The sequence below is a fragment of the Tritonibacter mobilis F1926 genome (assembly GCF_000376545.2).
GTDB classification, from domain to species: Bacteria; Pseudomonadota; Alphaproteobacteria; order Rhodobacterales; family Rhodobacteraceae; genus Epibacterium; species Epibacterium mobile.
On record NZ_CP015230.1, the window covers coordinates 1,785,925 to 1,812,717 of the forward strand.

The following is a 26,793-nucleotide window of genomic DNA, read 5'->3' on the forward strand; positions in this document are numbered from 1 at the left end:
GGGGCGGGACAGCGGGTCGCAGCAATAGGGCTTTTTTCCGCGCGCTTGCGCCTATAGATGGAACCAAACGGCGGAGAGACGATGGCTTTTTGGATTTTGACCGGTGTTGTGACCCTGATGCTTGCGGCAATGCTGGCAATGGTGGTGCTGCGCAATCGCAATGGTACGAGCGAACCCGCTGCCGCCTATGATTTACGTGTCTATCGCCAGCAACTCAAAGATCTGGACCGTGACGTGGCCAGAGGCATCGTCAGCACGGGGGATGCGGAACGGCTGCGCACCGAAATCTCGCGCCGCATTCTGTCAGCCGATGCACAGGTTCAGGCGGCTGAGGCTGGCAAAGAACAGGACAATGGTCCCAGCCGGATCGCGGCGGTCGCGATGGTGCTGGTCATCGCACTTGGGACCGGCGGGCTTTATTGGCAGCTTGGCGCGCCCGGTTATGGGGACTATAGCCTTGCCGAGCGTCTGGCACTTGCAAAAGAACGTGCCGCAAATCGCCCCACGCAGGCCGAGGCCGAAGCGCGCATGCCCGCCGCAACTGAGCCACAGGCAGATCCAAACTATCTGAAACTTGTGGAGCAATTGCGCAGCGCAACGGCTCAGCGCCCGGAAGATCCACAAGGTCAGGCCCTGCTTGCTCAGCATGAAGCGCGGCTTGGGAATTTCAAAGCCGCATATGAGGCCAAGGCCCGCTATATAGAATTGCAGTCGGGCGATATCGACATGCGGGATCTGATTGATCAGGCCGAACTGCAGGTGATGGCCGCAGGCGGCTATGTCTCGCCCGAGAGCGAAGATTTGCTGCTTCAGGCGCTTTCCGTGACACCAGAAGATGGGCGGGCACGCTATTATTTTGGCCTGATGATGGGGCAGAACGGGCGACCAGACCGGGGCTATCGCATTTGGGCTGAGACTCTGAAAGACGGTCCTGCTGGCGCGCCCTGGATTCGTGCAATTGAGGCGCAAATCCCGGATATGGCAGGTCTCGCCGGGGTGGAATATAAGCCGATTGCCCCCGGTGGAGGACCCGCAGCCCCCCTGCCCGGCCCCAGTGCTGAACAGGTTGAAGCAATGCAGAACTTGTCTCCTGAGGAACGCCAGCAGGTGATTGAGGGAATGGTCTCGGGCCTTGCGGAGCGTCTGGCGAGCGAAGGTGGTACCCCGGCGGAATGGGCGCGGCTGATCTCCGCCTTGGGGGTGCTGGGGCGCGACGCGCAAGCACGAGAAATATTTACCGAGGCCACGCAGCAGTTTGCTGACAATGATGCCGCGCTAGAGATCCTGAACGCCGCTATGGCGCAGGTGGAGGCCAACAAATGATCCATGACGCATTCGAGGATTTCGCAGCCGCCCTGCCTCAGATGACGGCGCTTGTCGGTCTGGATTTTGGCGAAAAAACCATCGGGGTTGCGGTCTCTGACCGGATCGGCGCGGTGGCCACCCCGCTAGAGACCATTCGGCGTAAGAAATTCACGCTCGACAGCAATCGCCTGCTGGAGATCATTTCCGGGCGCGACATCAACGGCATTATTCTGGGGCTGCCTCGCAATATGGATGGCTCTGAGGGGCCGCGCTGTCAGTCCACCCGCGCCTTTGCACGAAACCTGTCGCGTGTGACGGACCTGCCCATCGGGTTTTGGGACGAACGGCTGTCGACGGTGGCCGCCGAAAGAGCGCTGCTGGAGGCTGATACGTCTCGAAAACGTCGCGCAGAGGTGATCGACCATGTTGCGGCCTCGTATATCCTGCAAGGGGCGCTGGACCGGTTGCGCCACATCAAGAGCGGGTAAGTCATGACCGACGACGTCTGGAAGCGACAGGAAATTGAGAGCCCTTGCGTAAAGCTCTGCGTGATCCATCCGGAAACGCGGCTCTGTACCGGCTGCGCGCGCTCCATCGACGAAATCACCCGTTGGTCGAAAATGAGCGATGTGGAACGCTCCGAGATTATGGCCGCATTGCCGACCCGATCTGCGGCCCCCAAAGCGCGTCGGGGTGGACGTGCCGCGCGCTTGCAGCGCAAGAGGTAGCGGGCTGACGCCCGCGGCCTCCGGCGGGGATATTTGGTGTTAGAAGAGAGGCCCCGCGTCCAGTATTTGGCCGCGGCACTCTCCGCCAGTGCTGCAGAAATGGATAGACACAGGGATCAGAGATCCGCGAGCCAATGGGCCTGCCACTGCGACATTTCGGGACGGAAGTAAGCAATCATACGGCCTTCCCCCTCAGGGGCGGTCGCCTCATCTGACCAAGGCGCTACGCCATGCAGGCAGAGCCTGTGCATCAGATACGCCTCCCCTGGTGCGGCATGAACAGTGACACGTTTACAAGTTTCAAACACCTCACGGCGCGCTGCGGTATAGGCGTCGGTCACATCGACAAGGTGCCATTCCTGTGCTGGCACCCCTTTGAATGCGCTGGCAAAGGCCTTGCGCATGATTTCATGGCTTCCTTCCCAGACCACCAGCGGAGCGGCATCGGGGCTGGTCACATTCAGCGGTAGCCCCAGAACCCAGGCATGCGGCTCCTCAACGCGACGGCGGCGGACCTCCCCGAACATCTTGATCCCATCCACATGGGCTGCATCGCGATTTCGGCGATACCCGAAGGCCGCGTCGCTTTCACCCCGTCTGGGACGTGGGTAGCCGGGGTATATGACGGATAATTGTGCGCGGTGCAGCGGTGGAAGAGCGCCGAGATGTCTGCTGATAAAATCAACCGCAGGTCCCTCCAACGGCGCTCCGGATGGAAGGCGGCCGTTGGGATCATTGGGCAGCGCGTCCACACCGATGAACCACGTCCCCTCACAGTCGAGCCATTGAGCGTGAGCCGGGTCTGAGATTGCATCTGTTGCGGCGTCTCGCGCCTGCTCGGCCCAAGATCTGACGCGCGGGTCCATCGGAAAACGCAGCCAGCCGAATTGCCGGAAATGATCGAGCATCCCGGCCCCTACGCGGCGCGCGCGATCACGAGATCAAGCGCCTCCTCAACCAGCTCAGGCCCGGCGCCTTTGCGGCTTGCACCTTCGGAGAGATGACGACGCCATTGCCGCGCGCCGGGGCGCCCTGCAAAAAGGCCCAGCATGTGGCGGCTGATCTGATGTAGCCGTGCTCCCAGTTGCATCTCGCGCTCGATATAAGGGAGCATGTCTTGCACCACGCTGACCGGGTCTGTGACCTCACCAGTGCCAAAGATGCGCGGATCAGCAGCGCAAAGCACGTCTGCCGGCTGGTGGTATGCAGCCCGCCCGATCATCACGCCATCAAGTCCGCGCGCCAGCTGCGCCTGAGCATCCTCCAGCGTCGCAATGCCCCCGTTGATCGAGATATGCATGTCAGGAAAACTGGCTTTCATCTGGTGAACAAGCTCATAATCAAGCGGTGGGATGTCGCGGTTTTCCTTGGGAGACAACCCTTTGAGCCAGGCTTTTCGAGCGTGAATGGTGACGCGATTAACGCCTGCGGCGCGGATTTTCTCGATAAATTCTGGCAGGACGTCCGGAGGGTTTTGATCATCGACGCCGATGCGGCATTTTACGGTGACCTCGACGTCCACGGCCTGCGCCATCGCCGCCATGCAATCGGCGACCAGCTCAGGCGATTGCATCAAGATGGCTCCGAAGGCCCCGGATTGCACGCGATCACTCGGGCAACCGCAGTTCAGGTTGATCTCATCATAGCCCGCCTCAGCCCCCAGCCTCGCAGCCTCCGCCAGCTCATCCGGATCAGACCCACCAAGCTGCAATGCGACCGGGTGTTCGCTCACATCATGGTCGAGCAAATGAAGCGCGCGCCCTCGGACCAGAGCCGGTGCCGTCACCATTTCAGTGTAAAGCAACGTCTTTTTTGACAGCAAACGGTGCAGATATCGGCATTCGCGCGTGGTCCAGTCCATCATAGGCGCCACGCTCAAACGCGCTGCCTTTTGTGCGTTATTTTTCATGGCGTTAACTCCCATTTCTCAGCTAGATCATGTCACCGGCTCTGCCAGAGATTCTGGCGATGTAATCGGGGTGTGGACATTATTGATTCTGACATGCTTGGGTTTAGCATAACTCTTTGCGCAGGACAGTGACCTGCGACAAACCGGGCTCAGGTATGCCTCACGCTTCGACCCCTCCATGGGCTCAGGTGAGTAGACTCGGTGTTTAAATTCGCCAGCTACGGCGAGTATGCCCGACCGCCAGTGTGACCGGCCAAGTCTTATCCCTTTCAGTCCGGTACGGCGCGCAATCACGCGCCTACGTGACGCGTGAGAACCTCCTCTGCGCTGCCCCATGCATCTTGAAGATGCGCCAATTCTGGTACGGCATTGGTATTGGCTTGCTCAATCTGCAGCATAGACGCGCGCAGTGCTCCAAACCCAAGCACAGCTGCCGATCCGGCAAGGCGATGGGCCTCCTGCCTGTGGCTTTCTGTGAGTTCGCCGCTTTCGCTCAGCGCATCGCGCAACGCCTGAACATCACTGCGAAATTCTGCTAGGAAATGGCGGGCTTTTTCTGTGCCGACCGCCTCGACAAATTGGGCAATGTCCGATTCGTCTTGCGAAGGCGTGTTCTGCTGTGGCGGCTGGTTGCTGCCTGCACAGCGACGCGACACCATCTCGGCCAAGGCCGCGCGATCAATGGGTTTGGTGAGAACCTCAGCAAATCCCGCATCCAGAATGCGCTCATGATCGTCCCGCGCTGCATGGGCGGTCAGGGCGACGATATCGATGTCATCAGCCAAGCCCTCAGTTCGAACACGGCGCAAGACCTCCATCCCGTCCACATCGGGCATGCTGATGTCGGAAATAACGAGGTCGAAACGCTCCGCTCGTATCATCTCAATTCCAGCAGCACCGCCATCGGCTGAGATCACGTCATGCCCCAGATCTCCCAGCATCTTCTCCAGCAACAATCGGTTGATGTCATTGTCTTCGATCACCAACAGTCGCCGACCGGTCGGAATCCCCACGGGTTTTGCTGCCTGCACCGTCTCATCCAGCGTCACAGGTGGGAGCGGGATGGTGAAAGTAAAGAGGCTGCCTTCGTCCGGCTCGCTTTCGCAGGTGATTTCGCCCCCCATCAGCCGGACCAACCGGCGTGAAATTGCCAGCCCCAGGCCAGTCCCCTCGCTTCCCCGTTTATAGCTGGGATCGAGCATGGTGAAATCATCGAAGATGCGATCCAGATCCTCAGCGGCGATGCCTTTTCCGGTATCAGCAACACTGAATTCAACCAGATCCCCCTCGGTGCGCATCACATCGACGGACACCGCGCCATCATGGGTGAACTTCAACGCATTTCCGATCAGATTGAGCAATACCTGCTGGACGTAGCGGCATCGCCCCTCAACCCCGGAGGACCCACCCAAACTACAAAACACCGTCAGCTCATTATTGTTGCGCCGCGCAATCGCTTGCTGGCTTTCTCCTATGCCGCTCACCAGCTCATCCAGATCAAAGGGATGCGGCGGGTCTGGGTCGGCACCGGCCTCAAGGCGCGACAGTTGCAACACGTCATTGACATGATGCAAAAGCAGCTCCCCCGACACACGCATCGCCTGCATATAGCGCTGTTGATCTGCGGTCGGTCCCAGATCTTCGAGCACATCAAGCGAGCCGAGAATACCGGTGAGCGGTGTGCGCATCTCGTGACTCATCACGGTGAGCAATCGGTCCTTGGCCTGCTCACCGGCGAGCGCGTCGTCACGGGCGCGACGCAGTTCTTCTTCGGCTTGCAAGCGACGCGAAATATCGCGCACATAGCTCACAAGCACCTGATTTCCATCGGATTTACTGATGGTCAGAGACACTTCAACAGGCAGGATCTCTCCGTTCTTACGCTGTGCGGTCATCTCTATGCGGCCGTCACTTTCGCGCAAAATATCGTCGATTTTGTTCGGACCGGAGTTATCAGGCGAGTTCAGGACCAAGGCGTCAAAGCTCAGCCCAATCGCCTCATCCTCGCTATAGCCAAAAATCTCTTCGGCAGCGCCGTTGATCGCTGTGATCCGGCCTGCGGCATCCGCCATCAGGATTGCATCCAGAGACGAGGTCACCATTGCCTCGGTGCGGGCCGCTTCCTGCGCTTGCAACATCGACAATCGTTGACCGCGTCGGAACAAGCGCAAAATGACCAAGGCGGTGAGCGCCAGCGTTCCCATCAAGGCAAGAACAACGATCGCAAGACGCGAGAACAGCTCGTGCAACAAGACCCGCTCTTCCCCGGCGGTTTCGGCCTGCAGCACAACACCAAAAAGGGCCAGATCGCGCACTTCGTCCCCTTCGCTTACGATCATCCGTAGCAATTCGTCCGATCGTGCCAGCAATGTGTCGTCAGAAGAATCGACCAGCTCCGCCTGCTCAAGCAGCCCTTGATGCAGCCGCTCCAACGTCTCTCCCCCCTCGGGCGTGGCCCGCACACCGGAGTAAGAGGAGCTTTCGCGGAATGTGGCGATGCGACTATAGTAGATGTCGAACTGGCGCCGCAAGCGAGGAAGATCCCGGCGCTGGCGCACCTGCATCGCGGCAAACCGATATTTCAGATAATCAACCTCAGCCTGTGACAAAGTCCATTGTAGGTTGTCTGTCGCCGCGCTCGAAAGCGCCTCGATCCGGGTTTGCACATCTTTTCCCAAACGAAAGGCTTGTGCCGCCAGTAGTATAAGAACCACGGCGGCAATAGAAATAATCCAGCGATGCGTATTCGGTATCTTTGGGCGCACCAACGGCCGGATACCTCCTGAATTTTGGGCCTTTCGAAAAGGCGGATTACTTCACCGTTATCCTGTTCAATTGCCAGATACTGCGGGAATAGACTTCCTCGGTACGGAATTCCAAGGCGCTGTCATAGGGGTAAATCACCCAGAGAGGTCCCTTGTCCCGCAGCGACATCTGCTTGCCATTGCGCATGTAAGCGACGATGGGACCATCTGGCCGCGCGTCCGACATCGGGATTTCTACCGCGTAATCGTTCACCGCAGCCGCCTCCAGCGTACCTTCGCTCACACCTGCTTCGGCCATCAGCCGATCCAGTGAGACGCCGACAAATCGCTGTTCACCGTCGCTCCAGATGGTCTCGGTCACCACCTCGCGCTCCTCGAGATTGCGCAGATCTTCGATCGTGAATTCATGGGTTTGATCGCCATTTCGCAATGTCAGCACAACCTCACCCTCAGATGCGATCGCAGAACAAAATGTTGCAAACAGCGCCACCACGGCAACCAGCAGTGATCTCATGATGTACCTCCAAAACACGGTCAACCCCACAGCGGGTTCGCCAAGACCATGACACATCCTGCGCCAGCGGGCATGAACGCCTGTGTATAGTCTCCTAGACTTTCGTATAAGATCGGTAAATCTTCAGATCTGGCATTTCGAATTCATGTCCCGTTTTTTGTATTTTTACGATCTTCATGGTTTGGAAAGACCTATGGCAAAAGAGTGGCATTTGCCATAAATTGAACGCAATTTTCGTATCAGATAATTAAGTTAAATATACAGCGGATCGAAAGGTCTTAGAAGTTGATGGATTATAAAGGTTTTCGACGCTAGGATCTTAGATGAACAGTGAAAACGGGTTAAACGGCGATATGCGTATTCTACTCGCAGATGATCATGACATGGTGCGCGACACCATTTCTGCCTATCTCTCGTCAGAGGGTGGCGCGCAGATTACAGCAACCACGGACCTGCCCCGGGCGATGAAAGAGCTCGAAGACAATGGTCCGTTTGATTTGGTGCTTCTGGACTACAACATGCCCGGTATGAACGGGTTGGATGGTCTGCAGCGCGCGCTTAAGGCCAACGGCGGACGCGGCGTTGCGATCCTGTCTGGCAGCGCCCCGACACGCACTGCGCAGGATGCTCTTGATGCTGGCGCGATTGGCTTCATTCCCAAAACCATGGGGGCACAATCTCTGCTGAATGCGGTGCGCTTCATGAGTGCAGGTGAAATCTACGTGCCGGTTGAATTGATGCGCGAAGAGGCCTCTGCCCCCGCCCACCCGCTGCTTGCACAACTCAGCCCACGCGAGGTCGAGGTTCTAAGTGGCCTCTGCCGCGGGCAATCCAACAAGGAAATCGCACGCGACCTCAATTTGCAGGAAGTCACCATCAAACTGCACGTGCGTACCCTGTGCCGCAAACTCGATGCAAAGAACCGCACCCAGGCCGCGATGACCGCCAAAGAAGCGGGTTTGTTCTAGACTGACAGCCTCAGCGCATCTTCGGACCAGATTTGGACGCCGGGGTTGGGCGATTTGGTCACCACCGGACCTTAGAAGGCCACAATAATGCGGCGACCTCCGGCACACCTGTCGGATTGAACCGACACGTTGCTCGGTTGTGGCGCTGATTGTGCCCTGCAGGATGATTTCCGCACGCTCCTGTCGCACCTACCGCATTGGATATCAGACAGCGTGTCACGATGGATCGTTTTCGGACTTCGCTCGCCCAACACCTATTCCCCCTGCAATGCAAGCTGGTAGTTCGATTGCCTTTCTCAACGGCTGTGGCCCTGCCAGAGTTGAAATGCGACCTCCTCGCGTGCCCCCTCCCACCGTGACGGTATCACCGGGCCCTTCCTCCTCGCACATAAGCCTATGACACACAGTCTCCTGATATCATGCGGTTTCACTCGGCTCTCAAAAATAGGGCGAGATCCATAAAAAGACGCCCCGCGTGGGCGCGCGGGGCGTCAGTAAGCCGGGTTGCGGGACAAGAGGGGGGGGGTTAGGCAACTCCGGCGGGGGGAAGGCTGTGCAGCGGGCTGTGATCCTTGGTGCCCGTCAGCGGGGTAACTTGTAGCTGGATCAGAACAAGCGTGCCCGATCCAGGATTTTCGATGCGGCGCGAGCGACCACAGGGGATACGGGCGCTCTGCCCTTCCCAAACAAGTCGAACATGATCGCCAAGCGTCACCAACACCGATCCCTGCGCGACAACCCAATGCTCCGCGCCCCCCGCACCGGCGCTGATTTCCAACGCGGCGCCGGGCGCGATGGCCATACGCTGCAAGGTAAAACCAGGCCCCATCGCGAGGGTTTCGTGACGGCCCCATTTGTGGTCGGTGCTGCGCGCTGTCAATGCGTCGTCTTCGGTGGCCTGAGCAAGGCTTGCGTAGACTGCCATCATATCGGCAGCATGCGGGTGCAGATCAGAGGAAGCGGCACGTGCAGCGCCTGAGAGATCTTCTGCAAGATCCTGATCCCAAGCAGATATCGCGCGATCGGCCGCTGCATCCTGCTCCCATTGCTGTACTTCGCTCCAGGCCGGATCAAGCTGAATGGCGCAGACGTTATCGATCTTTTCTGCGACCGCTTTTTCAAAGGTGATCGCTTTGACGCGGCGGTAGGTTGCCGCATCCAACATCTTTGTCCCATCGACAGCCTCGGCCCGCTGCAATGCATTCTTGACCGGCAAGAACAGACGGCTTGCGTGGCTCTTGAACGCCGCCAGCAACACGTCAACGCGGGCGACATAGATCCCCATGCCCCAAAGCTGATGGTTGCCCTGCAAAAGATGTGAAAGCGTGGTTTGGCGGCCAGAGGCCAAGACGCGACTTACGGCCACCGGCACGTTCTCATGCGGCTGAGAAACCACTTCCATAATGCCGTAGCCAGCATAGGCCCGTGTGGTGCGCTGACCAAGCATCACAATCTCGCCGCGCTGCGCGGCAGGGATGGCGTTGCAGAGTGCCAGATCGAGCTTGCGCGCATCCTCCAAATCGGCAGAGGCCGGAGCAACGACCACAATTGCGCCGGGCATGTGACGCAGGGAGAGAACCGCACTCAGGAGGGCTGCGGCGGGCTTGTGGGTGTCGGGCTCCACGATCAGGCGGGCTTCGCGATGTGCGGATTGACGATCAACCAGCGGCGCGCAGTCTTGGGTGGTGACAACAACCGGCGCTGAGAAGACGTCGCCAGACAGGGCGGACAAGAGCCGTTCAAACCGGCTGGGTGCGCCGGGCGCGGCTTCCAGAGGCATCGGGCACACCCCGCTCGCCCGTTCACTTGACTGGTGTACGCTGCCTGCGAGAATGATGGGATGTAACATTGGAACCTCTTGGTGTTTGTATTCCGATGTGTACAAATCTAATCGAGTTTGCATGTTCGTACGTCCTATCCATCGGTTTCTGCGGCCCTCCCCAAAGGATAGGACCACGCCTTCGGGATAGGGTTTACCCACGCCGAGGGTCACAAAATCACAGAATTTTCAGGTAACATTATTTCGCCGCACACACACTAACGCCCGTTAACCATAATCTGGCTAACACATTGGAATCATTAACCATGAACTTGAGAATCAGTGCCAGCACAGCCGCTGGTGCTCCTGCCTTATACGCAGTGGCGATCCATTCAGGGCTGACGTCAGCGCAGCGCCAGAGTATGGTCGCCTCATGAGCACACCCGTTTCCTCCATTAAAAACCTTGGCCCTGCTTTTGAGGCCGCCTGCACCCGTGCGGGTATTCACTCGGCCGAAGAATTGCGCACCCTTGGCGCCGATGCGGCCTATGGCAAGTTGCTCGAGAGTGGCGGCAAGCCGCACTTCATCGGCTACTATGTGTTAGTGATGGCCTTGCAGGGCCGCCCGTGGAACGACTGCAAGGGCGAGGAGAAGAAAGCGCTGCGCAAACGTTTTGATGCGATCAAGGCCCAGAGCTTTGACAGCGACCGCTCAGCATTTGATGCGATCCTGAATGAAATCGGTGTGGTGGAGCGTCGCCCCGGCTGAATTGCAGACCATATCTCACCCACAAAAAAAGCCGTCACGCGCGGGGCGTGACGGCCAAAATTCTCAGCGGTTCAATGATTGAACTAAGTTCGCCGTCGATTGCTCAACGGCTAAACTATTAGCCAACCAGTTCGAGACCGGAGAAGAAGTAGGCGATTTCTACAGCTGCGGTTTCCGGAGCGTCGGAGCCGTGCACAGAGTTTTCACCCACGGATTCTGCAAACTCGGCGCGGATGGTGCCGGGGGCTGCGTCTGCCGGGTTGGTTGCGCCCATGATTTCGCGGTTCTTTGCGATAGCGCCTTCGCCTTCGAGAACCTGCACGACCACCGGAGCGGAGCACATGAATTCGCACAGCTCGTCATAGAAAGGACGCTCGGCGTGCACTTCATAGAACTTGCCAGCCTGCGCTTTGGTCATGTGGATGCGCTTTTGTGCAACAATGCGCAGGCCTGCTTCTTCGAACTTGGCGTTGATTGCGCCAGTCAGGTTGCGGCGGGTTGCGTCGGGCTTGATGATCGAAAAAGTGCGTTCCAGTGCCATCGGGCGATCTCCTTGAGACATTCTGAGGTCGATTAGGTCACGGTGGCCGCGATGGCGGTCGCCGCAACATTCTGGCGCCGGGTAGCACGACAGCCCGCCCATGGGAAGAGGCTTGTGCCCAGCGCTTAGGCGAAAGCCGCGGATGGATCAGCCATGCGCCGTTTCCAATGGATCCTGAAGGTCAACAATCAACACGTAGATCGCCGAGATCAGCGCCAGAAGGCTTGCGCTTAGCATGATCCCCAGCACCGCATAGGGCGCGGTCTCCGGCTGTACCGCGATCCCCGTCACGGTGGTCAACGCCGCGCCCAGCGCCACCGTCATTGCCCCCGAAAGCCCCGCAGCGCTGCCCGCGAGTTCTGGACGCACGGACATCAAACCCGCACTGGCATTGGCGATGGTCAACCCGTTGCCCAGCCCGACACAAATGGCAGAGCCGAAAAAGACCAGCTCACTCCCCTGCCCGATCCAGAACAGACCAAAGCCCAGCGCAGGCCCCACACAGGAGATCACCCGACCGATCACAATAAGCGTCATGAGGGGAAGTCGCTGAGCCATTTGCCCGGTGACAAAGTTCCCCACCATAAAACCACAGGTGATGATGCCGATCCCCAGCCCCACCATTGCCGGGCTGAGATCAAACCAAGCCGCCGCCACCATCGGCGCGCCAGTAACAAAGGAGTAGAACCCTCCAATCGAAAAGGCAACGCAGGCGGAATAACCCCAGAAGCGGCGCGAGGCAAAGAGATGCGGATAAAGGCGCATCTGCGCCCGAAACGTGGCCGAACGGTTGGTATTGGTCTCTCCCATGTCGCCCCACGTGAGCCAGAGCACCAACAGCCCAAGCCCCGTATAGAGCCAGAACCCCGCCCGCCAGCCAAAGGCCATATCAAGCGCGCCTCCGATCATCGGCCCGGTCATCGGGGCCAACGCCATGATCATTCCCATATAGCCGAGTTTACTCGCCGCTTGGCTGGGCGGGTACATATCGCGAATAACCGCGCGCGAAATCACCTGCCCGCTGATGATCGCGCCTTGCAGCAGGCGAAAGCCGAGAAACACCCAAATGTTGCTTGCCAATGCACAGCCCACAGAGGCCAGCACGAACATCGCACAACACAACAGCATCACCTTACGCCGACCATAAAGATCCGACATCGGCCCCATGACAATCTGAAGCGCCGCAGAGATCGCAAGGTAGCCAGCAACCGAAAGGTTGGCGAGCCCGTAGTCGACCTGAAACTCTTTGGCGATGCCGGGCAGCGAAGGCAGGAACATATTGAGCGACAGCACCGACAGTGCGGTGCCAACGATCAGTGTCATCAGCGTTGGGGGTGTTTGGGCTGCGCGCAGCATCTGCCTATCCGTTCTCTCCGCGCGTCACAGCAATGGCCTCTGCCGGCGGGTACCTTGGGTCCTGCATATGTTAAACAGTGCTCTTGGTTCGGATACAAGTACGCTATTCCCAGATGTCTGCCCTAGCTGAGCCGTGTCACCTCAACGCGCAGCACACCGGCGTTGTTGCCGTACATTTGCCATGCGTCATTGGCAAAGAGATAGAGATAACCGCTTTGGCTCGGCGCGATCACCGCTTCCTGACCGAGGCGGTGGTATTCGTGATCAGAGACCTCGTCCTCGCTGGTTTGAGTCACCTGCCCGTTGGCGATTGCTCCGATAAGCGCAAACCAAGGCGCGCCATCAATGCGGCGCGAGAACGGCACATCAGCGCTGGCAAATCCCTTGCGCATCCGGATCGCCTTGCGCAGCAATTCGGGAACCGCCGCCAGCGCGTATCCGATCTTGCCCAGATATATCCCCGGATTTGCCCCATCGGCAGCGGCAGGGATCGATGCATCCTGCCATTGCCCTTTGGCCTTTATCCGGTATCGGGCCCCCCGCTCCAAATATACCCCGGTGGCGTTCCAACGCTTGCGTGCTGCCGCGATGGTCTCGGTACTTTGGGCGACGCCCAGCACATGGGTGGACCAATAGCTCTTTTCTCCCGGTGGCGGTGTCATGTGCCGCGCAATCACCGAGGCATCAAAACGGGTACGGCTGGTCCAGTCAGCCACATCGGCTGCGGCCTCCGAAACCTCGGGCACAGCACGCGGCCGGGTGGGACGCAAACGAAACCAGCCCAGATAGGAATTGTGCCGCCGCGCGAACGCATCCGGGTTCATACGTCCCGGTGATATCTCGCGCAGAGCAAGTCCATTGGCCTGTGCCTCTTGCAGCATCCATTCCAGCGTCAGATCCCCAAGGCCGCTATCGGCGTAGCTGCCGCCGACATCTCCGTGAACGCCGGGGAACCAACGCTGTTCGACATCCTGCCCCCGCGCCCAATCTGTCCAGAGCGTCGGGGTAAAATCCTTGCGCCGCTCATCCATCGCCAGCACATGGCGGGCGCATTCCACATTGCGGCCCAATGTGGTGTCGCCAAACTCATGTTTGAGCACATCCCCAAGGAGCAGCCGCAACAGCCCCTTGTCATCCGGAATGCCCAGCGCACCGACCGTGTCCCAAACGCCGATGAACCGAAAACCAATATCTGCTGTCTCGTTGTGAAATCGGACCGACACCGGGCGCTCTTCCAGAAACTGTTTCTGAAGCCCTGCCTTCTCGTCTCCCGCTTTGCGCGCCTGATAGGTCCGCATCAAACGCTTCACCACCTCCCAGCTGTCCTCATAAGGCGACAGATGCGCGGGGCGTAAATCAGCAAGTCCCACCTTTGAGACCATCCCCGCAAGGCTCCGTACCGTGTAGGCCCCCCGGCTGAACCCAAACAGATAGATCTGATCGCCCGGCTCATAGGTCTCGGCGAGGAACTTGTAAGCACTCATGATGTCATCTTCGAGCCGGAGCCCAATGGCCCCTCCCAGCATGCGTCGCAATAGTCCGCCGGATGTGCCGACACCGCGCCGGTAGTAATCGATCTGTTCGATCCCATCATGACCGGTCCGGGCCACCAGCGAATGCAGCTTCGCCACATTGGTCGGTGTCGGCACGCCTCCGGTGTGCTGATCTGCGGTGTTCCATGTGCCATCACAGCAAATAATCAATCGACGCATGATAAAATCCCCCTTTGGTTCAATCTCGCCCCAGTGCCGCGCACCCATCACGCCCCCGAGGCTGTCTCAAATAATGTCTAGCGTAACATGGACGCGATCCTCGCCAATGTGAGAAATCCGCTGTTCTTGCGCATAACTCCTGACGGCCTGGTGACGGATAGTGATTGACCACCCCGGTCCCTTTCGACATGAGAGACCTCATGCTTAGGATCGATAACATTACCTATTCCGTCGAAGGCCGCCCCCTTATGGAGGAGGCCTCTGCCACTATTCCAACCGGTCACAAGGTCGGTGTCGTGGGCCGCAATGGCACCGGCAAATCCACCCTGTTCCGCCTGATCCGCGGAGAGCTTGCGCTGGAGACCGGTTCCATCACCCTGCCCTCTCAGGCGCGTATCGGCGGAGTGGCACAAGAAGTTCCCTCGTCGGACACATCCCTGATCGACACGGTGCTGGCTGCCGATACCGAACGTGCGGCGCTGATGGCCGAAGCCAACACCGCAACCGATGGTACCCGCATTGCGGAAATCCAGACCCGGCTTGTGGATATTGACGCATGGTCCGCCGAGGCCCGTGCCGCCTCGATCCTCAAGGGACTTGGCTTTGACGATCAGGACCAGTTGCGCCCCTGTTCCGATTTCTCCGGCGGCTGGCGGATGCGTGTGGCGCTTGCCGCGGTGCTCTTTGCACAGCCCGACCTGCTGCTGCTGGACGAGCCGACCAACTACCTCGACCTTGAAGGTGCGCTCTGGCTCGAAAGCTATATCGCGCGCTATCCGCATACGGTGCTGATTGTCTCTCACGACCGCGGGCTTTTGAACCGGGCGGTGGGGGCGATCCTGCATCTGGAGGATCGCAAGCTGACGCTCTATCAGGGCACCTACGACACCTTTGCCGAAACCCGCGCCGCGCGCATCGCCGTGGCACAATCCGAGGCGCGCAAGCAGGAAACCCGCCGCGCCCATCTGCAAAGCTTCGTGGACCGCTTCCGCGCCAAGGCCTCCAAGGCGAAACAGGCCCAGTCCCGCCTGAAGATGATCGAGAAGATGAAACCGATCTCAACCCCGCAAGAGGCCGCGCTGCGGGCGTTCACCTTCCCGGAACCCGAAGAGATGTCACCACCGATCATCCAGATCGAAGGCGGTGTCACCGGCTATGGCGATGTCGAGATTCTGAGACGCCTCGACCTGCGCATCGACCAGGATGATCGCATCGCGCTTCTGGGTAAGAACGGTCAGGGCAAATCCACCCTGTCCAAACTGCTCTCGGACCGGCTGCCGCTGATGGCGGGCAAGATGGTGCGCTCTTCCAAGCTGCGCATCGGCTATTTCGCCCAGCATCAGGTGGACGAGCTTTATGTGGATGAAACCCCGATCGATCACCTGCGTCGCCTGCGTCCTCATGAGGCACCCGCAAAATGGCGCACGCGCCTCGCGGGCTTTGGCCTGCTGGCCGCGCAGGTCGAAACCGCAGTTGGGCGGCTGTCCGGTGGTCAAAAGGCCCGCCTCAGCCTGCTTTTGGCGACGCTCGATGCGCCCCATATGCTGATCCTCGACGAGCCGACCAACCACCTCGACATTGAAAGCCGCGAGGCGCTGGTCGAGGCGCTCACCGCCTATAGCGGCGCGGTCATTCTGGTCAGCCACGATATGCATTTGCTGAGCATGGTGGCGGACCGGCTTTGGCTGGTATCCGATGGCACTGTGGCGCCTTATGACGGCGATCTCGACAGCTATCGCGAGATGCTGCTGATGCGCGACAAACCCGCCCGCAAAGCGGATGCAAAAGCCGCGTCCAAGCCAAAGCCCAAGCGCGCCAGCCGCGATCAGATCCTTGCCCTGCGCAACGAGGTCCGCAAGGCCGAGGCCCGCATCGAGAAACTGACCGAGATGCAGGACAAGCTGGACGAAAAGCTCGCCGATCCGGAGATTTACGAGTCGAGCCGCGCCGGTGACCGGGCGGTCTGGCAGAAAAAACACGCCGAATGCATGGACGCACTGGACCGCGCCGAGGAACTCTGGATGAAGGCACTCGAGAAACTGGAGGTCGCCGAGGCGCAATGATCGACACCGCGTTCCTGATTACCTCATTTGTGACGCTCTTTGTGATCATTGACCCCATCGGGTTGATGCCGGTGTTTCTGGCGTTGACCCAGGGCATGACCAGCAAGCAACGCCGCGCCATCGCCATTCGTGCCTCCATCACTGGGGTCGGCATCCTCGCGGTCTTTGCGCTGTTTGGCGAGAGCGTTCTGGGCTTTATCGGGATTTCCATGCCGGCCTTCCGCGTCGCAGGCGGTATTCTCTTGTTCCTCACCGCGCTCGATATGCTGTTTGAGCGCCGCACCGCGCGCCGTCAGCACCAAGGCGACGAGATCGCCCCCGAGGATGATCCTTCTGTCTTTCCTATGGCCATCCCGCTGATCGCAGGGCCTGGCTCCATCGCCACGGTCATCCTTCTGACCGGGCAGCATCCGGGCATTGAGGGCTTTGCCTCGGTGATGGCCATCGTGGTGGCGGTGATTGCGCTGATGCTGGGGATGTTCTCGATTTCGGGCCTGCTGGAGCGGCTCTTGGGTCCCGTCGGCATCAATGTGGCAACCCGGTTGCTGGGCATGCTTCTCGCCGCGCTTTCGGTGCAATTCGTGCTTGAAGGTCTGCGCGCCTTTGGCTTTGCCAGCTAGACATAGGTGCGGTGAACACCTACCTCCCTGATATGGAGGACAAAGACCCATGAATTCAGACGATCTCGGCCAGCTGATCTATCTGGTCCTGCTGCTATTGGCAGTGGGATCATGGGTCTTTGTGCAAAACCGTCAAACCCTTGGCAAAACAGCCCAACAATTGTTGATCTGGGTTTTGATTTTTCTCGGTGTGATTGCCGCCTACGGCCTCTGGGACGATATTCGCGCAACGGTCATGCCGCAACAGGCCGTGCTCTCTGAAGAAGGCCAGATCTCAGTGCCGCGCGCCCGTGATGGACACTATTATCTGACGCTCAAGATCAACGATAAGCCGGTGGAGTTCCTTGTCGATACTGGCGCCAGCGACATGGTTTTAAATGTCGAAACGGCACAACAACTCGGGATTGACACGGGGTCTCTTGTTTATCTGGGGCGTGCAATGACCGCCAATGGCGAAGTCCGCACCGCGCGCGTAACACTCGAAAGCGTCACCTTAGGGCCGATCAGCGATCAAAATGTCTCAGCTTGGGTCAATGAGGGCGCATTGGAGCAATCCCTGCTGGGCATGGGTTATCTTCAGCGTTTCTCTGGCATTGAAATTCGCAACAATGAACTGATCCTCACCCGTTGAAATCTCGCCTCGCGGCGCGGGCCTCCGGCGGGGATATTTGGGGTTAGAAGAATATGGAACCTGCCACACAAACGGCACGCGCCCGTGCAGCAGGTCCTCTCCTAACACGGCCATCGGCTTCCCAGCCTGTTCCGCAATGCTATCAGTGCGCAAACTGGTTACCGAAACCTTTCTGCATGGCACAACTGACGCTCTTCTAACGCTAAATATCCCGGGGTGAATTGGCCGCTCGGCCAAGAGGGGCAGCGCCCCTCATCCCCCGCTTTCGGCCTTTTTCTCCCAGCGCCCGCCTTCTTCGGACCAATATTGCGCCGCACAGCCTGCTGCCGTCAGCGCCTTCCACTGGCCGCGCGCCTGCTGCACCGCATCCGGATCGGTTCCGTCAAACAATATGCAGACCCGCTCCAGCGAGGAGACTTCCTCGGGCGTCACCTCTGCCCCATCCACGCTCATCACACAGGTGGCATCGTTTGGTGCATCAGCAGACGTGGTCAGCAGGATCGGCTGCAGTTTATCATGGGGGCCACCTGCAAGCCCGTGCGGCAGGAATGTCGCATCCCCCCCCAGCCACAGCGTATCATCCAGCCATGCCAGCCGTTCAGGATCACGTCCGCGCACGGCGATACGCCAACCAGCGTCCCGCGCCTTGTCGAGCAAAACAGGCAGCGTTTCCTGCAAGGGCTTGCGGGTCAGGTGATAGAAATAGGCGGCCCCCATTACGGTCTTACTCTGCCTCGAACTGATCTTGTACCAGACGGCTCAGCGCCATCACGCCCCAACCGGTCGCTCCTTTGGGCGCATAGGCTGTGTTGGATTTCACCGAGGCCACACCGGCGATATCAAGATGAATCCAGGGCGTTCCGTCCTTGATGAAGCGTTGCAGGAATTGCGCCGCCGTGATTGAGCCCGCCGGGCGACCACCGACGTTTTTCATATCCGCCACATTGGATTTGAGCTGATCGTCATAGGCCTGCCCCAGGGGCATCCGCCACGCACCTTCGCCTTCGGCGTCAGCGGCCTTGAGGAACGCAGAACAGAGCTTGTCGTCATTGGAGAACACGCCCGCATTGTCATGCCCCAGACCGATGATGATTGCGCCTGTGAGCGTGGCCAGATCGATGACACCGGCCGGTTTGAACCGCTCCTGCGCATACCAGAGCACATCACAGAGTACCAAGCGACCCTCGGCGTCGGTGTTGATGATCTCGACGGTGTCGCCCTTCATGGATTTCACCACATCACCGGGACGGATCGCCGTGCCGGAGGGCATGTTTTCCACAAGCCCCACAAGCCCCACGACATTGGCCTTTGCCTTGCGCAGCGCCAGTGCCCGCATGGTGCCCGCAACAACGCCCGCACCACCCATGTCCATGGTCATGTCTTCCATGCCCGCCGCAGGTTTCAGCGAGATACCACCGGTGTCGAACACAACGCCCTTGCCGACCAGCGCCAGCGGGGCTGCATCCTTGTCGCCGCCGTTCCATTTCATGACGACAACCTTGGAGGGGCTGGCCGACCCTTGGCCGACACACAGGAGCGTGCGCATGCCGAGTTTCTCCAACTCTGCCTCCTCCAGCACTTCCACCTCAAGACCAAGCGCCGTCATGTCCTCAAGCCGCGCGGCAAATTCGGTGGTTGTCAGCACGTTTGCAGGTTCGTTGACCAGATCGCGGGTCATATGTACGCCTTCGGCCACCGCCATAAGCGGCACAAAGGCGGCTTCGATCTCTTCGGGCTTATTGTGGCCGATGGTTACGGTGCCGGACGTTTGCGCATCTGCGGATTTATGCGCATCAAAGCTGTAGCTGCGCAGCGCCAGCCCCAACGCCAGATCGGCGGCGCGGGACATGTTCCCCGCCTTCACCGTCAGCGCTTTGTTGCCCCGCGCTTCGGCCAGTTTTGCGCCTGCCTTGCGCGCCTCGATCGCGGTGATGCGACGGGGCAGCACAACAACATGCAAGGCCTCAGCCGCCAGACCCGCAGGCCATGCCAGCGTGATCACCTGGCCGGTCTTGGCCTTGGCAAAACCATCGGAGGCGATCAGACGCGCCACCGCGCCCTTGCTCAGTCGGTTGGCGCTGCGGGCGGCCTGATCCATTGTGCCTTCGGGCGTGACCACCACGGCCAGATGGCCTTCGACCTCGGCCAGCGATTTCGGATCAAAGGTGGAAAAACGGATCGGGGTGAGCGCGCTCATTCAAATCTCCTGTGGTTGATCTGCTCTTGTCGCTGCTTACGCAACTGGCTGACAGTCCCGTAACAGGTAGCTGTTGGCAATGCTGAATACCAGAGCAGGCAGTGCGCGAATTACAATCCTTGCCGATCAGGCATCTGCCGGGGAAGATTGCAGTTTTCCCCCCCGCACAATTCCTCTAAGGTCCGGCGAACAGTCCGAGCGCAAGATCTATGGGGGGATCGGGTGTCACGATACGACAGATATGTGCTGTCGCAATATCTTTTGTTCTTTGGCTTTTTTGCCTTGATTCTGGTGGCCGTGTTCTGGATCAACCGGGCCGTGAGCCTGTTTGACTGGCTCATTGGCGACGGGCAGAGCGTGTTGGCGTTCCTTGAGATCTCCGCGCTGAGCCTGCCGAACCTTGTGCGTATGGTGTTGCCGTTGGCAGCCTTTGCCGCAACGGTCTGGGTCACCAACCGGTTGAATTCAGAGAGCGAACTGACGGTATTGCGCGCAACAGGGTCTAGCCCCTGGCAATTGGCGCGCCCCGCCATGGCCTTTGGCGTGTTGAGCGCGGCGATGATGTCGGCGCTCAGCCTGTTCTTGCTGCCTGCGTCCTTGGCTCAGATGCAACTGCGCGAGGCGGAGCTCTCGCGAAGTGTCAGCGCCAAGCTGTTGAATGCAGGTAATTTCTTGCACCCCAGCGCGGGCATTACATTCTTTATTGGCAGCATTGATCCCGATGGGACGCTCAACAATGTGTTCCTGACAGATCAACGTGATCCATCGGTGGAAATCACCTACACCAGTGATCGCGCCTATCTGGTCCGCGAAGACGACATGGCGCATTTGATCCTCGTGGATGGTCTTGCACAGCGCAAAGAGGCGCATAATGATCGGCTGTCGACCACGGCCTTTGCCGATTTCTCATATCCATTGGGCGACCTTTCGCCTGCACGCACGATGGGCGCGCGACCGCTGCGCAATATCCCTACGCTTGATCTGCTCAGGGATCGCGATGAGATCACACAAAACGAGGGCCACAGCGCCGGTGCGCAAGCAGAAGAGCTTCATCTGCGCTTTGCCCGCGCTGCCGTGACCTTTGCGGTGGTGATGATTGGAGTCTCTACCTTGCTGCTTGGTGGCTTTAGCCGCTTTGGCATCTGGAAGCAGGTTCTGGTGGCCTTTGTGCTGCTGATCCTGATTGAGGGCATGCGTGGCGTGGTCTCTGAGCCGGTCGGAGACAATGCGCAAATGTGGCCATTGATCTATCTGCCCGCAGCGATTGGCGTGCTGATATCCATGATTTTCCTGCATCTGGCGACACGTCCGCAGGCTCTGGCCCGCTTCAGGCCGCGCCGCAAGCAGGAGACGGCCACATGATCCTCGATCTCTACTACGCCAAGCGCTTTTTTCAGTGGTTTTTGGTGATTGCCGCTGTGTTGATGAGCCTTGTTATGCTGATTGACCTGAGCGAGCAGTTCCGCCGTTTCGATGGGCAGGATTTGCAATTCGGGCAATTGCTGGAGCTGACGCTTCTCAACACACCCGCAGCCCTGAATGAATTCCTGCCGCTGATTATGATCCTGACCACCATTGTTCTTTACGTGGGAATGGCGCGCAGCAGCGAACTCGTGGTCACGCGCGCGCTGGGGCGTTCTGGTATCCGGGCTTTGTTGCCGCCTGTGGTGGTTGCGCTGATCCTCGGTGGGCTGGCGGTGAGCACGCTGAACCCGATTGTTGCGGCCACCACGAACCGCTTTGACTCGCTGTCGGAAAGCTACCGTCAGACTGGCGGCCCGGCGGCTGTGTCGCTGAGTGGCCAAGGGCTGTGGTTGCGTCAAGGCGGCCAGAACGGGCAATCGGTCATCCATGCCGCCAACTATCGCGGGGATGCGGAAAACCTGTTTCTCTATGATGTCTCGATCCTGACCTATACTCCGGACGGTGGCCCGACGCGGCGCACTATTGCGGCTGAGGCCCGGCTTGATGGTGAAGACTGGGTGCTGCGTGACGCAAAAGTCTGGCAGCTGATCGTTGGCGTCAACCCGGAGCGCAGCGCCAAAAGCTATGACGAATTGCGCCTGCCCACCACGCTGACCAATGAGCGCATTCGCGACACTCTTGGCTATGCGGAGGGGATTTCGATCTATGAGCTGCCCCAGACCATCAAGTCGCTCTCTGAGGCCGGGTTTTCGACCACCCGGTTTCAGGTCTGGCTTCAGGTGGAACTGGCACGGCCCTTGTTCTTGGTGGCGATGGTGCTGGTGGGTGCGGCCTTTACCATGCGCCACACCCGCCTTGGGGGAACCGGCATTGCCGTGCTGACGTCGGTCCTGCTGGGTTTTGCCCTTTACTTTGTCCATAATTTCGCGCGGATACTTGGCGAAAACGGGCAGATTCCGATTTTGCTGGCCGCGTGGGCGCCGCCGGTTGCCTCGATACTATTGACGATGGGATTGCTCCTGCATGCCGAAGACGGTTGATTTCATAAAAAAGCGGCGAGGAGCGCTGCTGTCCACGGTTGTACCTTTGTGGCTGGGGCTTATGGCCGCGCCTGCGCTGGCGCAGACCTCGGCTCTGGCATCAGAAGCCGTCGGCGCAGCGCCGGCAATGCTGGTGGCGGATCGGGTTTTTGTGTCCCCCGACCGCAAGCTCGTGGCCGAGGGCAATGTCGAAGCGTTTCAGGGCGATATTCGCCTGCAAGCCAATCGCATCACCTATGATCGTCAAACCGGTGTCCTCAATATGGAAGGCCCGATCCGCATCGATCAAAGCGGCTCCATCACGGTGCTGGCCAATGCGGCGGAACTCGACAGTGGCTTGCGCAACGGGATTTTGCGCGGCGCGCGCATGGTATTTGACCAGCAGGTGCAACTGGCCGCCCTGCAGATGACGCGCGTTGAGGGGCGGTATTCTCAGCTCTATAAAACCGCCGTCACCTCCTGCCATGTCTGCGAAGACGGAAGACCGCCCCTATGGCAGATCCGCGCAGAGCGCATTACCCATGATGAAGCCGAACGTCAGCTCTATTTCGAAGGCGCTCAGCTGCTGATCAAGGATGTGCCGGTGTTTTATTTCCCGGCCCTGCGCTTGCCCGACCCAACACTAGAGCGCGCAAACGGCTTCCTTGTACCGTCGCTCTCCAGTTCCTCAACGCTCGGGCTTGGGCTGAAGCTGCCGTATTTTGTGACCATCGGGCCGCACAAAGACCTGACCATCACCCCTTATCTCTCTGAAAAAACCACCACGCTTGATCTGCGCTACAGGCAGGCCTTCCGCAATGGCGACATCGAAATCTCCGGTGCTTTCAGCCGCGACGATATTCAGCCCGACGACAGCAGGGGCTATCTGTCGGTACGTGGTGATTTTGATATCCCCTATGATTTCAAACTGGGATTTGATCTCAAGACTGTCTCGGATGATGCCTATTACGCGGATTACGATATCTCGGATACAGACCGCATTCGGTCCGAATTGTCCGTGAACCGGGTGCGGCGTGATCAGTTGATCGAAGGGAAGATCTACAACTACAAAACCCTGCGCGATGCCGAAAATCAGGATTTCATCCCCTCTACGATCCTGACCGGTACATTTGAACAGCGCCTGTTTCCCAAATATGTCGGCGGCGAATTACGTCTGCGGCTGAATGCAGCGCAATTCACGCGAAAATCCTCGCTGGATGCCACGCTTGCGGATGCCAACGGACGCGATATGAGCCGCGTCTCCGCCGATGCCACATGGCTGCGCAGCTGGATTTTGCCTTGGGGCGTCGAATCCATCTGGACCGCAGGCATCGGTATCGACAGTTTTGCGCTCTCTGATGACGCCGCCTTTGACAATGACGCCACCCGCGTGACCCCAAAGGCCGCATTGACCCTGCGTCGCCCGATGACCCGCCAGACCGCCTCCGGTGCGGTGCAGGTGCTGGAACCGATCGTGCAATTTGGCTGGACCAATGTGAACGGCGACGACACGCCAAATGAGGCCAGCAATATCTCGGAATACGACCAAGGCAACCTGCTTGCTCTTTCACGTTTCCCGGAAACCGATGTGCGCGAAGACGGCGATACTCTGATTTACGGCGTGAATTTCGCGCATTTCGACACCACCGGCTGGTTTGCAACTGGCACCATCGCCCAGATTCATCGCGACCAAGCGCAGTCAGGCTTTACCTCTTCCTCGGGATTGGATGGACGAAACTCCAACGTGCTTGTGGCCGGTCAACTGGGCCTGCGCAACGATCTGACCCTCACGGCGCGCACCCTGTTTGACGAAGAATGGTCGGTGACAAAGGCAGAATTTCGCGGCGATCTGGAGCGCGATCGGGTCTCTCTTGCGGGCAGCTACTTGTGGCTGCAGGCCGATCCTGCGGAAAACCGCGTGCAGGAAACCTCGGAACTGTGGTTTGACGGCGCCTATGACCTCAACCAGATTTGGCGTGCAAGCGCCAATATGCGCTATGACATTACCGATGGGCGCGCGACCCGTGCAGGCCTTGGTCTCACCTATCGCAATGAATGCGTGACCCTCGACCTATCGCTCAGCCGTCGCTATACCTCGACGACAAGTGTTGAGCCATCAACAGATTTCGGATTTACACTGTCGCTCAACGGCTTTTCCGTAAAGAGTGGCGATACAACAAGCAGGCGATCATGCAGCAATACGTAAACTTCCGCCAGATTCCGCTGGCCCTGATCAACTGGACCCGTCAGGCAACCTGCGCAGGCGGGCTGGCACTTGCGGTTGCATTGACGCTCCCCGCCGCCGATGTCGGGGCGCAGGGGCTGTTTTCGCCCGTGATCACCGTCAATGAGGATGTGATCACCACCTACGAGCTGCAACAGCGCGCCCGTTTCCTCACTGTGCTGGGCTCTGTTCAGGGTGATCCGCTGGAAACCGCCCGCAACGATTTGATCGAGGATCGCCTCAAACGTCAGGTCATGCGCGAAGTCGGGCTGACGCTGAGCGAAGACGAAATCACCGAAGGCATGCGCGAGCTGGCGCAGCGTGCCAATCTGTCGCTCGAGGAATTCCTTGCAGGCCTGCGTCAGGCAGGTGTGGACCCGGAAACCGTGCGTGATTTCACCTCTGCCGGACTTGGCTGGCGCGAATACATTCGCGGCCGCTTCCTTGCGCAGGCCCGCCCGTCCGAGGCCGAAATTGACCGCGCCATGGGCACCGCGGGCACCGGGAGTGTGCAGGTGCTATTGTCGGAAATCATCCTGCCACTCACCCAGGAAAATGCGGCGCAAATTCAGGAACTTGCCACTCAAATTTCCGAACTGAAGAATGAGGCGGCCTTCACCGCGTCTGCCGCGCAATTCTCAGCCTCCGACAGTAGCGCCAATGGCGGGCGTCTGCCGTGGATGTCGCTCAGCCGACTGCCGCCACAGCTGCAAGAGGTTGTGCTTGGGCTGGAACCCGGTCAGATTACCCAGCCTCTGCCCATGCAGGGCGCAATTGCAATTTTCCGCATGCGCGGTCTGCGCGAAGTCGACGGGCGCAGCGCCAGCTTTGCGGCGATTGATTACGCCACCTATCGCATTCCCGGCGGGCGCAGCGCCGAGGCTCTGGCACGCGCCACGGAGCTTCGCAATGAGATCGACACCTGTGATGATCTTTATGGCATCAACAAAGATCAAAACCCGGACATTCTATTCCGTGGCAGCAAAGCGCCCAAAGACATCCCACAGGATATCGCGCTGGAACTGGCACGGCTGGACGCCAATGAATCTTCGGCAACTCTCACCCGCGACAATGGCCAGACCCTGCTGTTCGTCATGCTCTGCGGTCGCACCACCGAATTGGTTGCCGCACAGGAAAACGCCCGCGCATCGGTGGCAAACGCATTGGTGCAGCAGCGCCTCAACGATCTTGCCGAAAGCCATGTGGAGCAGCTGAAAGCCGACGCTCGGATCGAGATCCAATGACACCAACGCCGCAGGTGATAGCGCTCTCCTGCGGCGAGCCTGCGGGAATCGGACCGGAAATTGCCGCCGCCGCATGGGATCATCTGCGCGCCGACTGCCCTTTTGTCTGGATCGGTGATCCACGCCACCTGCCTGAGCACACGCAATGGCGGCAGGTAAGTACGCCTGCGGACGCACGTGATGTCTGCGCAACCGCCCTGCCCGTCATTCCGCTCGCATTTGCAGGCGATGCCGCCAAAGGCCGGGCTGATCCTAAGAATGCCGCCGGGGTGATCCAGTCCATTGAAACCGCAGTCAGCTTGGTCACATCCGGGCAAGCTTCTGCGGTCTGTACCGCTCCGATTCACAAAAAAGCGCTGATTGATGGGGCGGGTTTCTCTTATCCCGGCCATACCGAATTCCTCGCCGCACTCGCAGGTGTGGATCATGTGGTGATGATGCTCGCCAGTGCGCAGCTGCGCGTGGTACCGGCGACCATCCATATCCCCCTAAGCGCCGTCCCAACGGCCCTCACACCCGCCCTCCTGCGTCAGGTTATCACCATCACCGCAAATGGCCTGCGCGATCAGTTCGGCCTCACATCCCCACGCATCGCCGTCACGGGCCTGAACCCCCATGCGGGCGAAGGCGGTGCCATGGGACAGGAAGAACTCGACTGGATCGCGGATCTGATCGCCGACATGCAAAACGAAGGCCATGCTCTCACCGGCCCCCACCCCGCCGATACATTGTTTCATGCAGCGGCCCGGCAACGCTATGACGCAGCGATCGCAATGTATCACGACCAAGCGCTGATCCCGATCAAGACGCTGGATTTTGACAAAGGCGTCAATGTGACCCTTGGTCTGCCTTTTATCCGTACCTCTCCGGATCACGGCACCGCCTTTGACATCGCAGGCCAAGGCCTCGCTACCCCTTCAAGCCTCATTGAGGCACTGCGTCTTGCACAATCCATGGCGGCCACGCGCGCGGGCTGACCTGCCTCTTCTAACCCAAAATATCCCGGGGAGTGTGAGGGGCTGCGCCCCTCACCTGAACAAGCCT

Annotated in this window: 23 protein-coding genes; 13 read left to right on the forward strand and 10 right to left on the reverse strand. The window is 59.3% G+C overall.

The features are described 5' to 3' along the window. Positions 1–81 precede the first annotated feature (81 nt). The 3 genes from ccmI to K529_RS08570 are packed head-to-tail and all read left to right on the forward strand — an operon-like array spanning position 82 to position 2,033. Positions 82–1,323, forward strand: coding sequence for a c-type cytochrome biogenesis protein CcmI (gene ccmI / locus K529_RS08560; RefSeq protein ID WP_005616265.1), 1,242 nt, complete (start codon positions 82–84; stop codon positions 1,321–1,323). Then, positions 1,320–1,793 (forward strand): Holliday junction resolvase RuvX, encoded by a 474-nt coding sequence (gene ruvX, locus K529_RS08565; RefSeq protein ID WP_005616268.1) that lies wholly within the window; start codon positions 1,320–1,322, stop codon positions 1,791–1,793. Before ccmI ends, ruvX begins: the two co-directional genes overlap by 4 nt. A 3-nt stretch (positions 1,794–1,796) precedes the next feature. Further along, a complete protein-coding gene (locus K529_RS08570; protein ID WP_005616270.1) occupies positions 1,797–2,033 on the forward strand; it encodes a DUF1289 domain-containing protein in 237 nt (78 codons plus the stop codon). 116 nt (positions 2,034–2,149) lie between these two features. On the opposite strand, the gene K529_RS08575 is transcribed toward K529_RS08570, so the two are convergent. The 4 genes from K529_RS08575 to K529_RS08590 form a co-directional block, all read right to left on the reverse strand. Beyond that, positions 2,150–2,941, reverse strand: coding sequence for a hypothetical protein (locus tag K529_RS08575; protein ID WP_005616273.1), 792 nt, complete (start codon positions 2,939–2,941; stop codon positions 2,150–2,152). Positions 2,942–2,949: 8 nt separating this feature from the next. Then, the gene (dusA, locus tag K529_RS08580; protein WP_005616275.1) at positions 2,950–3,942 is read right to left on the reverse strand and encodes a tRNA dihydrouridine(20/20a) synthase DusA; all 993 of its coding nucleotides are present in this window, start codon (positions 3,940–3,942) and stop codon (positions 2,950–2,952) included. 290 nt (positions 3,943–4,232) lie between these two features. Next, positions 4,233–6,710, reverse strand: a complete 2,478-nt coding sequence (locus K529_RS08585) for a hybrid sensor histidine kinase/response regulator (RefSeq protein ID WP_005616278.1) — start codon at positions 6,708–6,710, stop codon at positions 4,233–4,235. Positions 6,711–6,753: 43 nt separating this feature from the next. Next, on the reverse strand, positions 6,754–7,221 hold the full coding sequence (locus K529_RS08590) for a molybdopterin-dependent oxidoreductase (protein ID WP_005616281.1): 468 nt from the start codon (positions 7,219–7,221) through the stop codon (positions 6,754–6,756). Between the two features lie 353 nt (positions 7,222–7,574). Between K529_RS08590 and K529_RS08595 the strand changes: the two genes are divergently transcribed. Beyond that, positions 7,575–8,189, forward strand: coding sequence for a response regulator (locus K529_RS08595; RefSeq protein WP_005616283.1), 615 nt, complete (start codon positions 7,575–7,577; stop codon positions 8,187–8,189). Between the two features lie 526 nt (positions 8,190–8,715). Here the strand turns inward: K529_RS08595 and K529_RS08600 are convergent. Beyond that, positions 8,716–9,969: a glycosyltransferase family protein gene (locus K529_RS08600; RefSeq protein WP_005616286.1), complete on the reverse strand. Its 1,254-nt coding sequence runs from the start codon at positions 9,967–9,969 to the stop codon at positions 8,716–8,718. A gap of 412 nt (positions 9,970–10,381) precedes the next feature. Here K529_RS08600 and K529_RS08605 point away from each other — a divergent pair, with 412 nt between their 5' ends. Beyond that, positions 10,382–10,717: a TfoX/Sxy family protein gene (locus K529_RS08605; protein ID WP_005616288.1), complete on the forward strand. Its 336-nt coding sequence runs from the start codon at positions 10,382–10,384 to the stop codon at positions 10,715–10,717. Between the two features lie 118 nt (positions 10,718–10,835). On the opposite strand, the gene ndk is transcribed toward K529_RS08605, so the two are convergent. The 3 genes from ndk to K529_RS08620 all read right to left on the reverse strand — a co-directional run bounded on the left by ndk (position 10,836) and on the right by K529_RS08620 (position 14,326). Beyond that, positions 10,836–11,258, reverse strand: coding sequence for a nucleoside-diphosphate kinase (gene ndk, locus K529_RS08610; protein ID WP_005616290.1), 423 nt, complete (start codon positions 11,256–11,258; stop codon positions 10,836–10,838). A 147-nt stretch (positions 11,259–11,405) separates the two neighbouring features. Continuing rightward, a complete protein-coding gene (locus K529_RS08615) occupies positions 11,406–12,614 on the reverse strand; it encodes a multidrug effflux MFS transporter (RefSeq protein ID WP_005616292.1) in 1,209 nt (402 codons plus the stop codon). Between the two features lie 122 nt (positions 12,615–12,736). After that, positions 12,737–14,326: a DUF2235 domain-containing protein gene (locus K529_RS08620; RefSeq protein ID WP_040641869.1), complete on the reverse strand. Its 1,590-nt coding sequence runs from the start codon at positions 14,324–14,326 to the stop codon at positions 12,737–12,739. Between the two features lie 200 nt (positions 14,327–14,526). Between K529_RS08620 and K529_RS08625 the strand changes: the two genes are divergently transcribed. The 3 genes from K529_RS08625 to K529_RS08635 are packed head-to-tail and all read left to right on the forward strand — an operon-like array spanning position 14,527 to position 17,640. Continuing rightward, a complete protein-coding gene (locus tag K529_RS08625; protein WP_046002316.1) occupies positions 14,527–16,389 on the forward strand; it encodes an ABC-F family ATP-binding cassette domain-containing protein in 1,863 nt (620 codons plus the stop codon). Then, complete coding sequence (locus K529_RS08630; protein ID WP_005613274.1) at positions 16,386–17,009, forward strand: MarC family protein; 624 nt, start codon at positions 16,386–16,388, stop codon at positions 17,007–17,009. Before K529_RS08625 ends, K529_RS08630 begins: the two co-directional genes overlap by 4 nt. A 49-nt stretch (positions 17,010–17,058) precedes the next feature. Then, positions 17,059–17,640: a retropepsin-like aspartic protease family protein gene (locus K529_RS08635; RefSeq protein ID WP_005613272.1), complete on the forward strand. Its 582-nt coding sequence runs from the start codon at positions 17,059–17,061 to the stop codon at positions 17,638–17,640. Positions 17,641–17,892: 252 nt separating this feature from the next. On the opposite strand, the gene K529_RS08640 is transcribed toward K529_RS08635, so the two are convergent. Both K529_RS08640 and K529_RS08645 read right to left on the reverse strand, forming a co-directional pair. Beyond that, the gene (locus tag K529_RS08640) at positions 17,893–18,357 is read right to left on the reverse strand and encodes a DNA polymerase III subunit chi (protein WP_005613270.1); all 465 of its coding nucleotides are present in this window, start codon (positions 18,355–18,357) and stop codon (positions 17,893–17,895) included. A gap of 7 nt (positions 18,358–18,364) precedes the next feature. Beyond that, positions 18,365–19,837, reverse strand: a complete 1,473-nt coding sequence (locus K529_RS08645) for a leucyl aminopeptidase (protein WP_046002317.1) — start codon at positions 19,835–19,837, stop codon at positions 18,365–18,367. Positions 19,838–20,059: 222 nt separating this feature from the next. On the opposite strand from K529_RS08645, the gene lptF reads away from it, so the two are divergent. Genes lptF through pdxA form a run of 5 tightly spaced genes read left to right on the forward strand, consistent with a single transcriptional unit; the run spans position 20,060 to position 26,726 of the window. Continuing rightward, positions 20,060–21,199, forward strand: coding sequence for an LPS export ABC transporter permease LptF (gene lptF / locus K529_RS08650; protein ID WP_040642037.1), 1,140 nt, complete (start codon positions 20,060–20,062; stop codon positions 21,197–21,199). Then, complete coding sequence (gene lptG / locus K529_RS08655) at positions 21,196–22,302, forward strand: LPS export ABC transporter permease LptG (RefSeq protein ID WP_005618316.1); 1,107 nt, start codon at positions 21,196–21,198, stop codon at positions 22,300–22,302. The genes lptF and lptG overlap by 4 nt, the downstream gene beginning before the upstream one ends. Continuing rightward, positions 22,286–24,487: an LPS-assembly protein LptD gene (locus tag K529_RS08660; RefSeq protein WP_005618318.1), complete on the forward strand. Its 2,202-nt coding sequence runs from the start codon at positions 22,286–22,288 to the stop codon at positions 24,485–24,487. Before lptG ends, K529_RS08660 begins: the two co-directional genes overlap by 17 nt. Then, positions 24,472–25,749, forward strand: a complete 1,278-nt coding sequence (locus K529_RS08665; RefSeq protein ID WP_005618320.1) for a peptidylprolyl isomerase — start codon at positions 24,472–24,474, stop codon at positions 25,747–25,749. Before K529_RS08660 ends, K529_RS08665 begins: the two co-directional genes overlap by 16 nt. Beyond that, positions 25,746–26,726, forward strand: coding sequence for a 4-hydroxythreonine-4-phosphate dehydrogenase PdxA (gene pdxA, locus K529_RS08670; RefSeq protein WP_005618322.1), 981 nt, complete (start codon positions 25,746–25,748; stop codon positions 26,724–26,726). The genes K529_RS08665 and pdxA overlap by 4 nt, the downstream gene beginning before the upstream one ends. The last annotated feature ends 67 nt before the right edge of the window (positions 26,727–26,793 follow it).

What these genes read in the sequence shown, in the direction of transcription:
- ccmI (WP_005616265.1), top strand. Translation starts at nt 82, where the DNA reads ATGGCTTTTTGGATTTTGACCGGTGTTGTGACCCTGATGCTTGCGGCA.
- ruvX (WP_005616268.1), top strand. Translation starts at nt 1,320, where the DNA reads ATGATCCATGACGCATTCGAGGATTTCGCAGCCGCCCTGCCTCAGATG.
- K529_RS08570 (WP_005616270.1), top strand. Translation starts at nt 1,797, where the DNA reads ATGACCGACGACGTCTGGAAGCGACAGGAAATTGAGAGCCCTTGCGTA.
- K529_RS08575 (WP_005616273.1), bottom strand. Translation starts at nt 2,941, where the DNA reads ATGCTCGATCATTTCCGGCAATTCGGCTGGCTGCGTTTTCCGATGGAC.
- dusA (WP_005616275.1), bottom strand. Translation starts at nt 3,942, where the DNA reads ATGAAAAATAACGCACAAAAGGCAGCGCGTTTGAGCGTGGCGCCTATG.
- K529_RS08590 (WP_005616281.1), bottom strand. Translation starts at nt 7,221, where the DNA reads ATGAGATCACTGCTGGTTGCCGTGGTGGCGCTGTTTGCAACATTTTGT.
- K529_RS08595 (WP_005616283.1), top strand. Translation starts at nt 7,575, where the DNA reads ATGCGTATTCTACTCGCAGATGATCATGACATGGTGCGCGACACCATT.
- K529_RS08600 (WP_005616286.1), bottom strand. Translation starts at nt 9,969, where the DNA reads ATGCCTCTGGAAGCCGCGCCCGGCGCACCCAGCCGGTTTGAACGGCTC.
- K529_RS08605 (WP_005616288.1), top strand. Translation starts at nt 10,382, where the DNA reads ATGAGCACACCCGTTTCCTCCATTAAAAACCTTGGCCCTGCTTTTGAG.
- ndk (WP_005616290.1), bottom strand. Translation starts at nt 11,258, where the DNA reads ATGGCACTGGAACGCACTTTTTCGATCATCAAGCCCGACGCAACCCGC.
- K529_RS08615 (WP_005616292.1), bottom strand. Translation starts at nt 12,614, where the DNA reads ATGCTGCGCGCAGCCCAAACACCCCCAACGCTGATGACACTGATCGTT.
- K529_RS08620 (WP_040641869.1), bottom strand. Translation starts at nt 14,326, where the DNA reads ATGCGTCGATTGATTATTTGCTGTGATGGCACATGGAACACCGCAGAT.
- K529_RS08625 (WP_046002316.1), top strand. Translation starts at nt 14,527, where the DNA reads ATGCTTAGGATCGATAACATTACCTATTCCGTCGAAGGCCGCCCCCTT.
- K529_RS08630 (WP_005613274.1), top strand. Translation starts at nt 16,386, where the DNA reads ATGATCGACACCGCGTTCCTGATTACCTCATTTGTGACGCTCTTTGTG.
- K529_RS08635 (WP_005613272.1), top strand. Translation starts at nt 17,059, where the DNA reads ATGAATTCAGACGATCTCGGCCAGCTGATCTATCTGGTCCTGCTGCTA.
- K529_RS08640 (WP_005613270.1), bottom strand. Translation starts at nt 18,357, where the DNA reads ATGGGGGCCGCCTATTTCTATCACCTGACCCGCAAGCCCTTGCAGGAA.
- K529_RS08645 (WP_046002317.1), bottom strand. Translation starts at nt 19,837, where the DNA reads ATGAGCGCGCTCACCCCGATCCGTTTTTCCACCTTTGATCCGAAATCG.
- lptG (WP_005618316.1), top strand. Translation starts at nt 21,196, where the DNA reads ATGATCCTCGATCTCTACTACGCCAAGCGCTTTTTTCAGTGGTTTTTG.
- K529_RS08660 (WP_005618318.1), top strand. Translation starts at nt 22,286, where the DNA reads ATGCCGAAGACGGTTGATTTCATAAAAAAGCGGCGAGGAGCGCTGCTG.
- K529_RS08665 (WP_005618320.1), top strand. Translation starts at nt 24,472, where the DNA reads ATGCAGCAATACGTAAACTTCCGCCAGATTCCGCTGGCCCTGATCAAC.
- pdxA (WP_005618322.1), top strand. Translation starts at nt 25,746, where the DNA reads ATGACACCAACGCCGCAGGTGATAGCGCTCTCCTGCGGCGAGCCTGCG.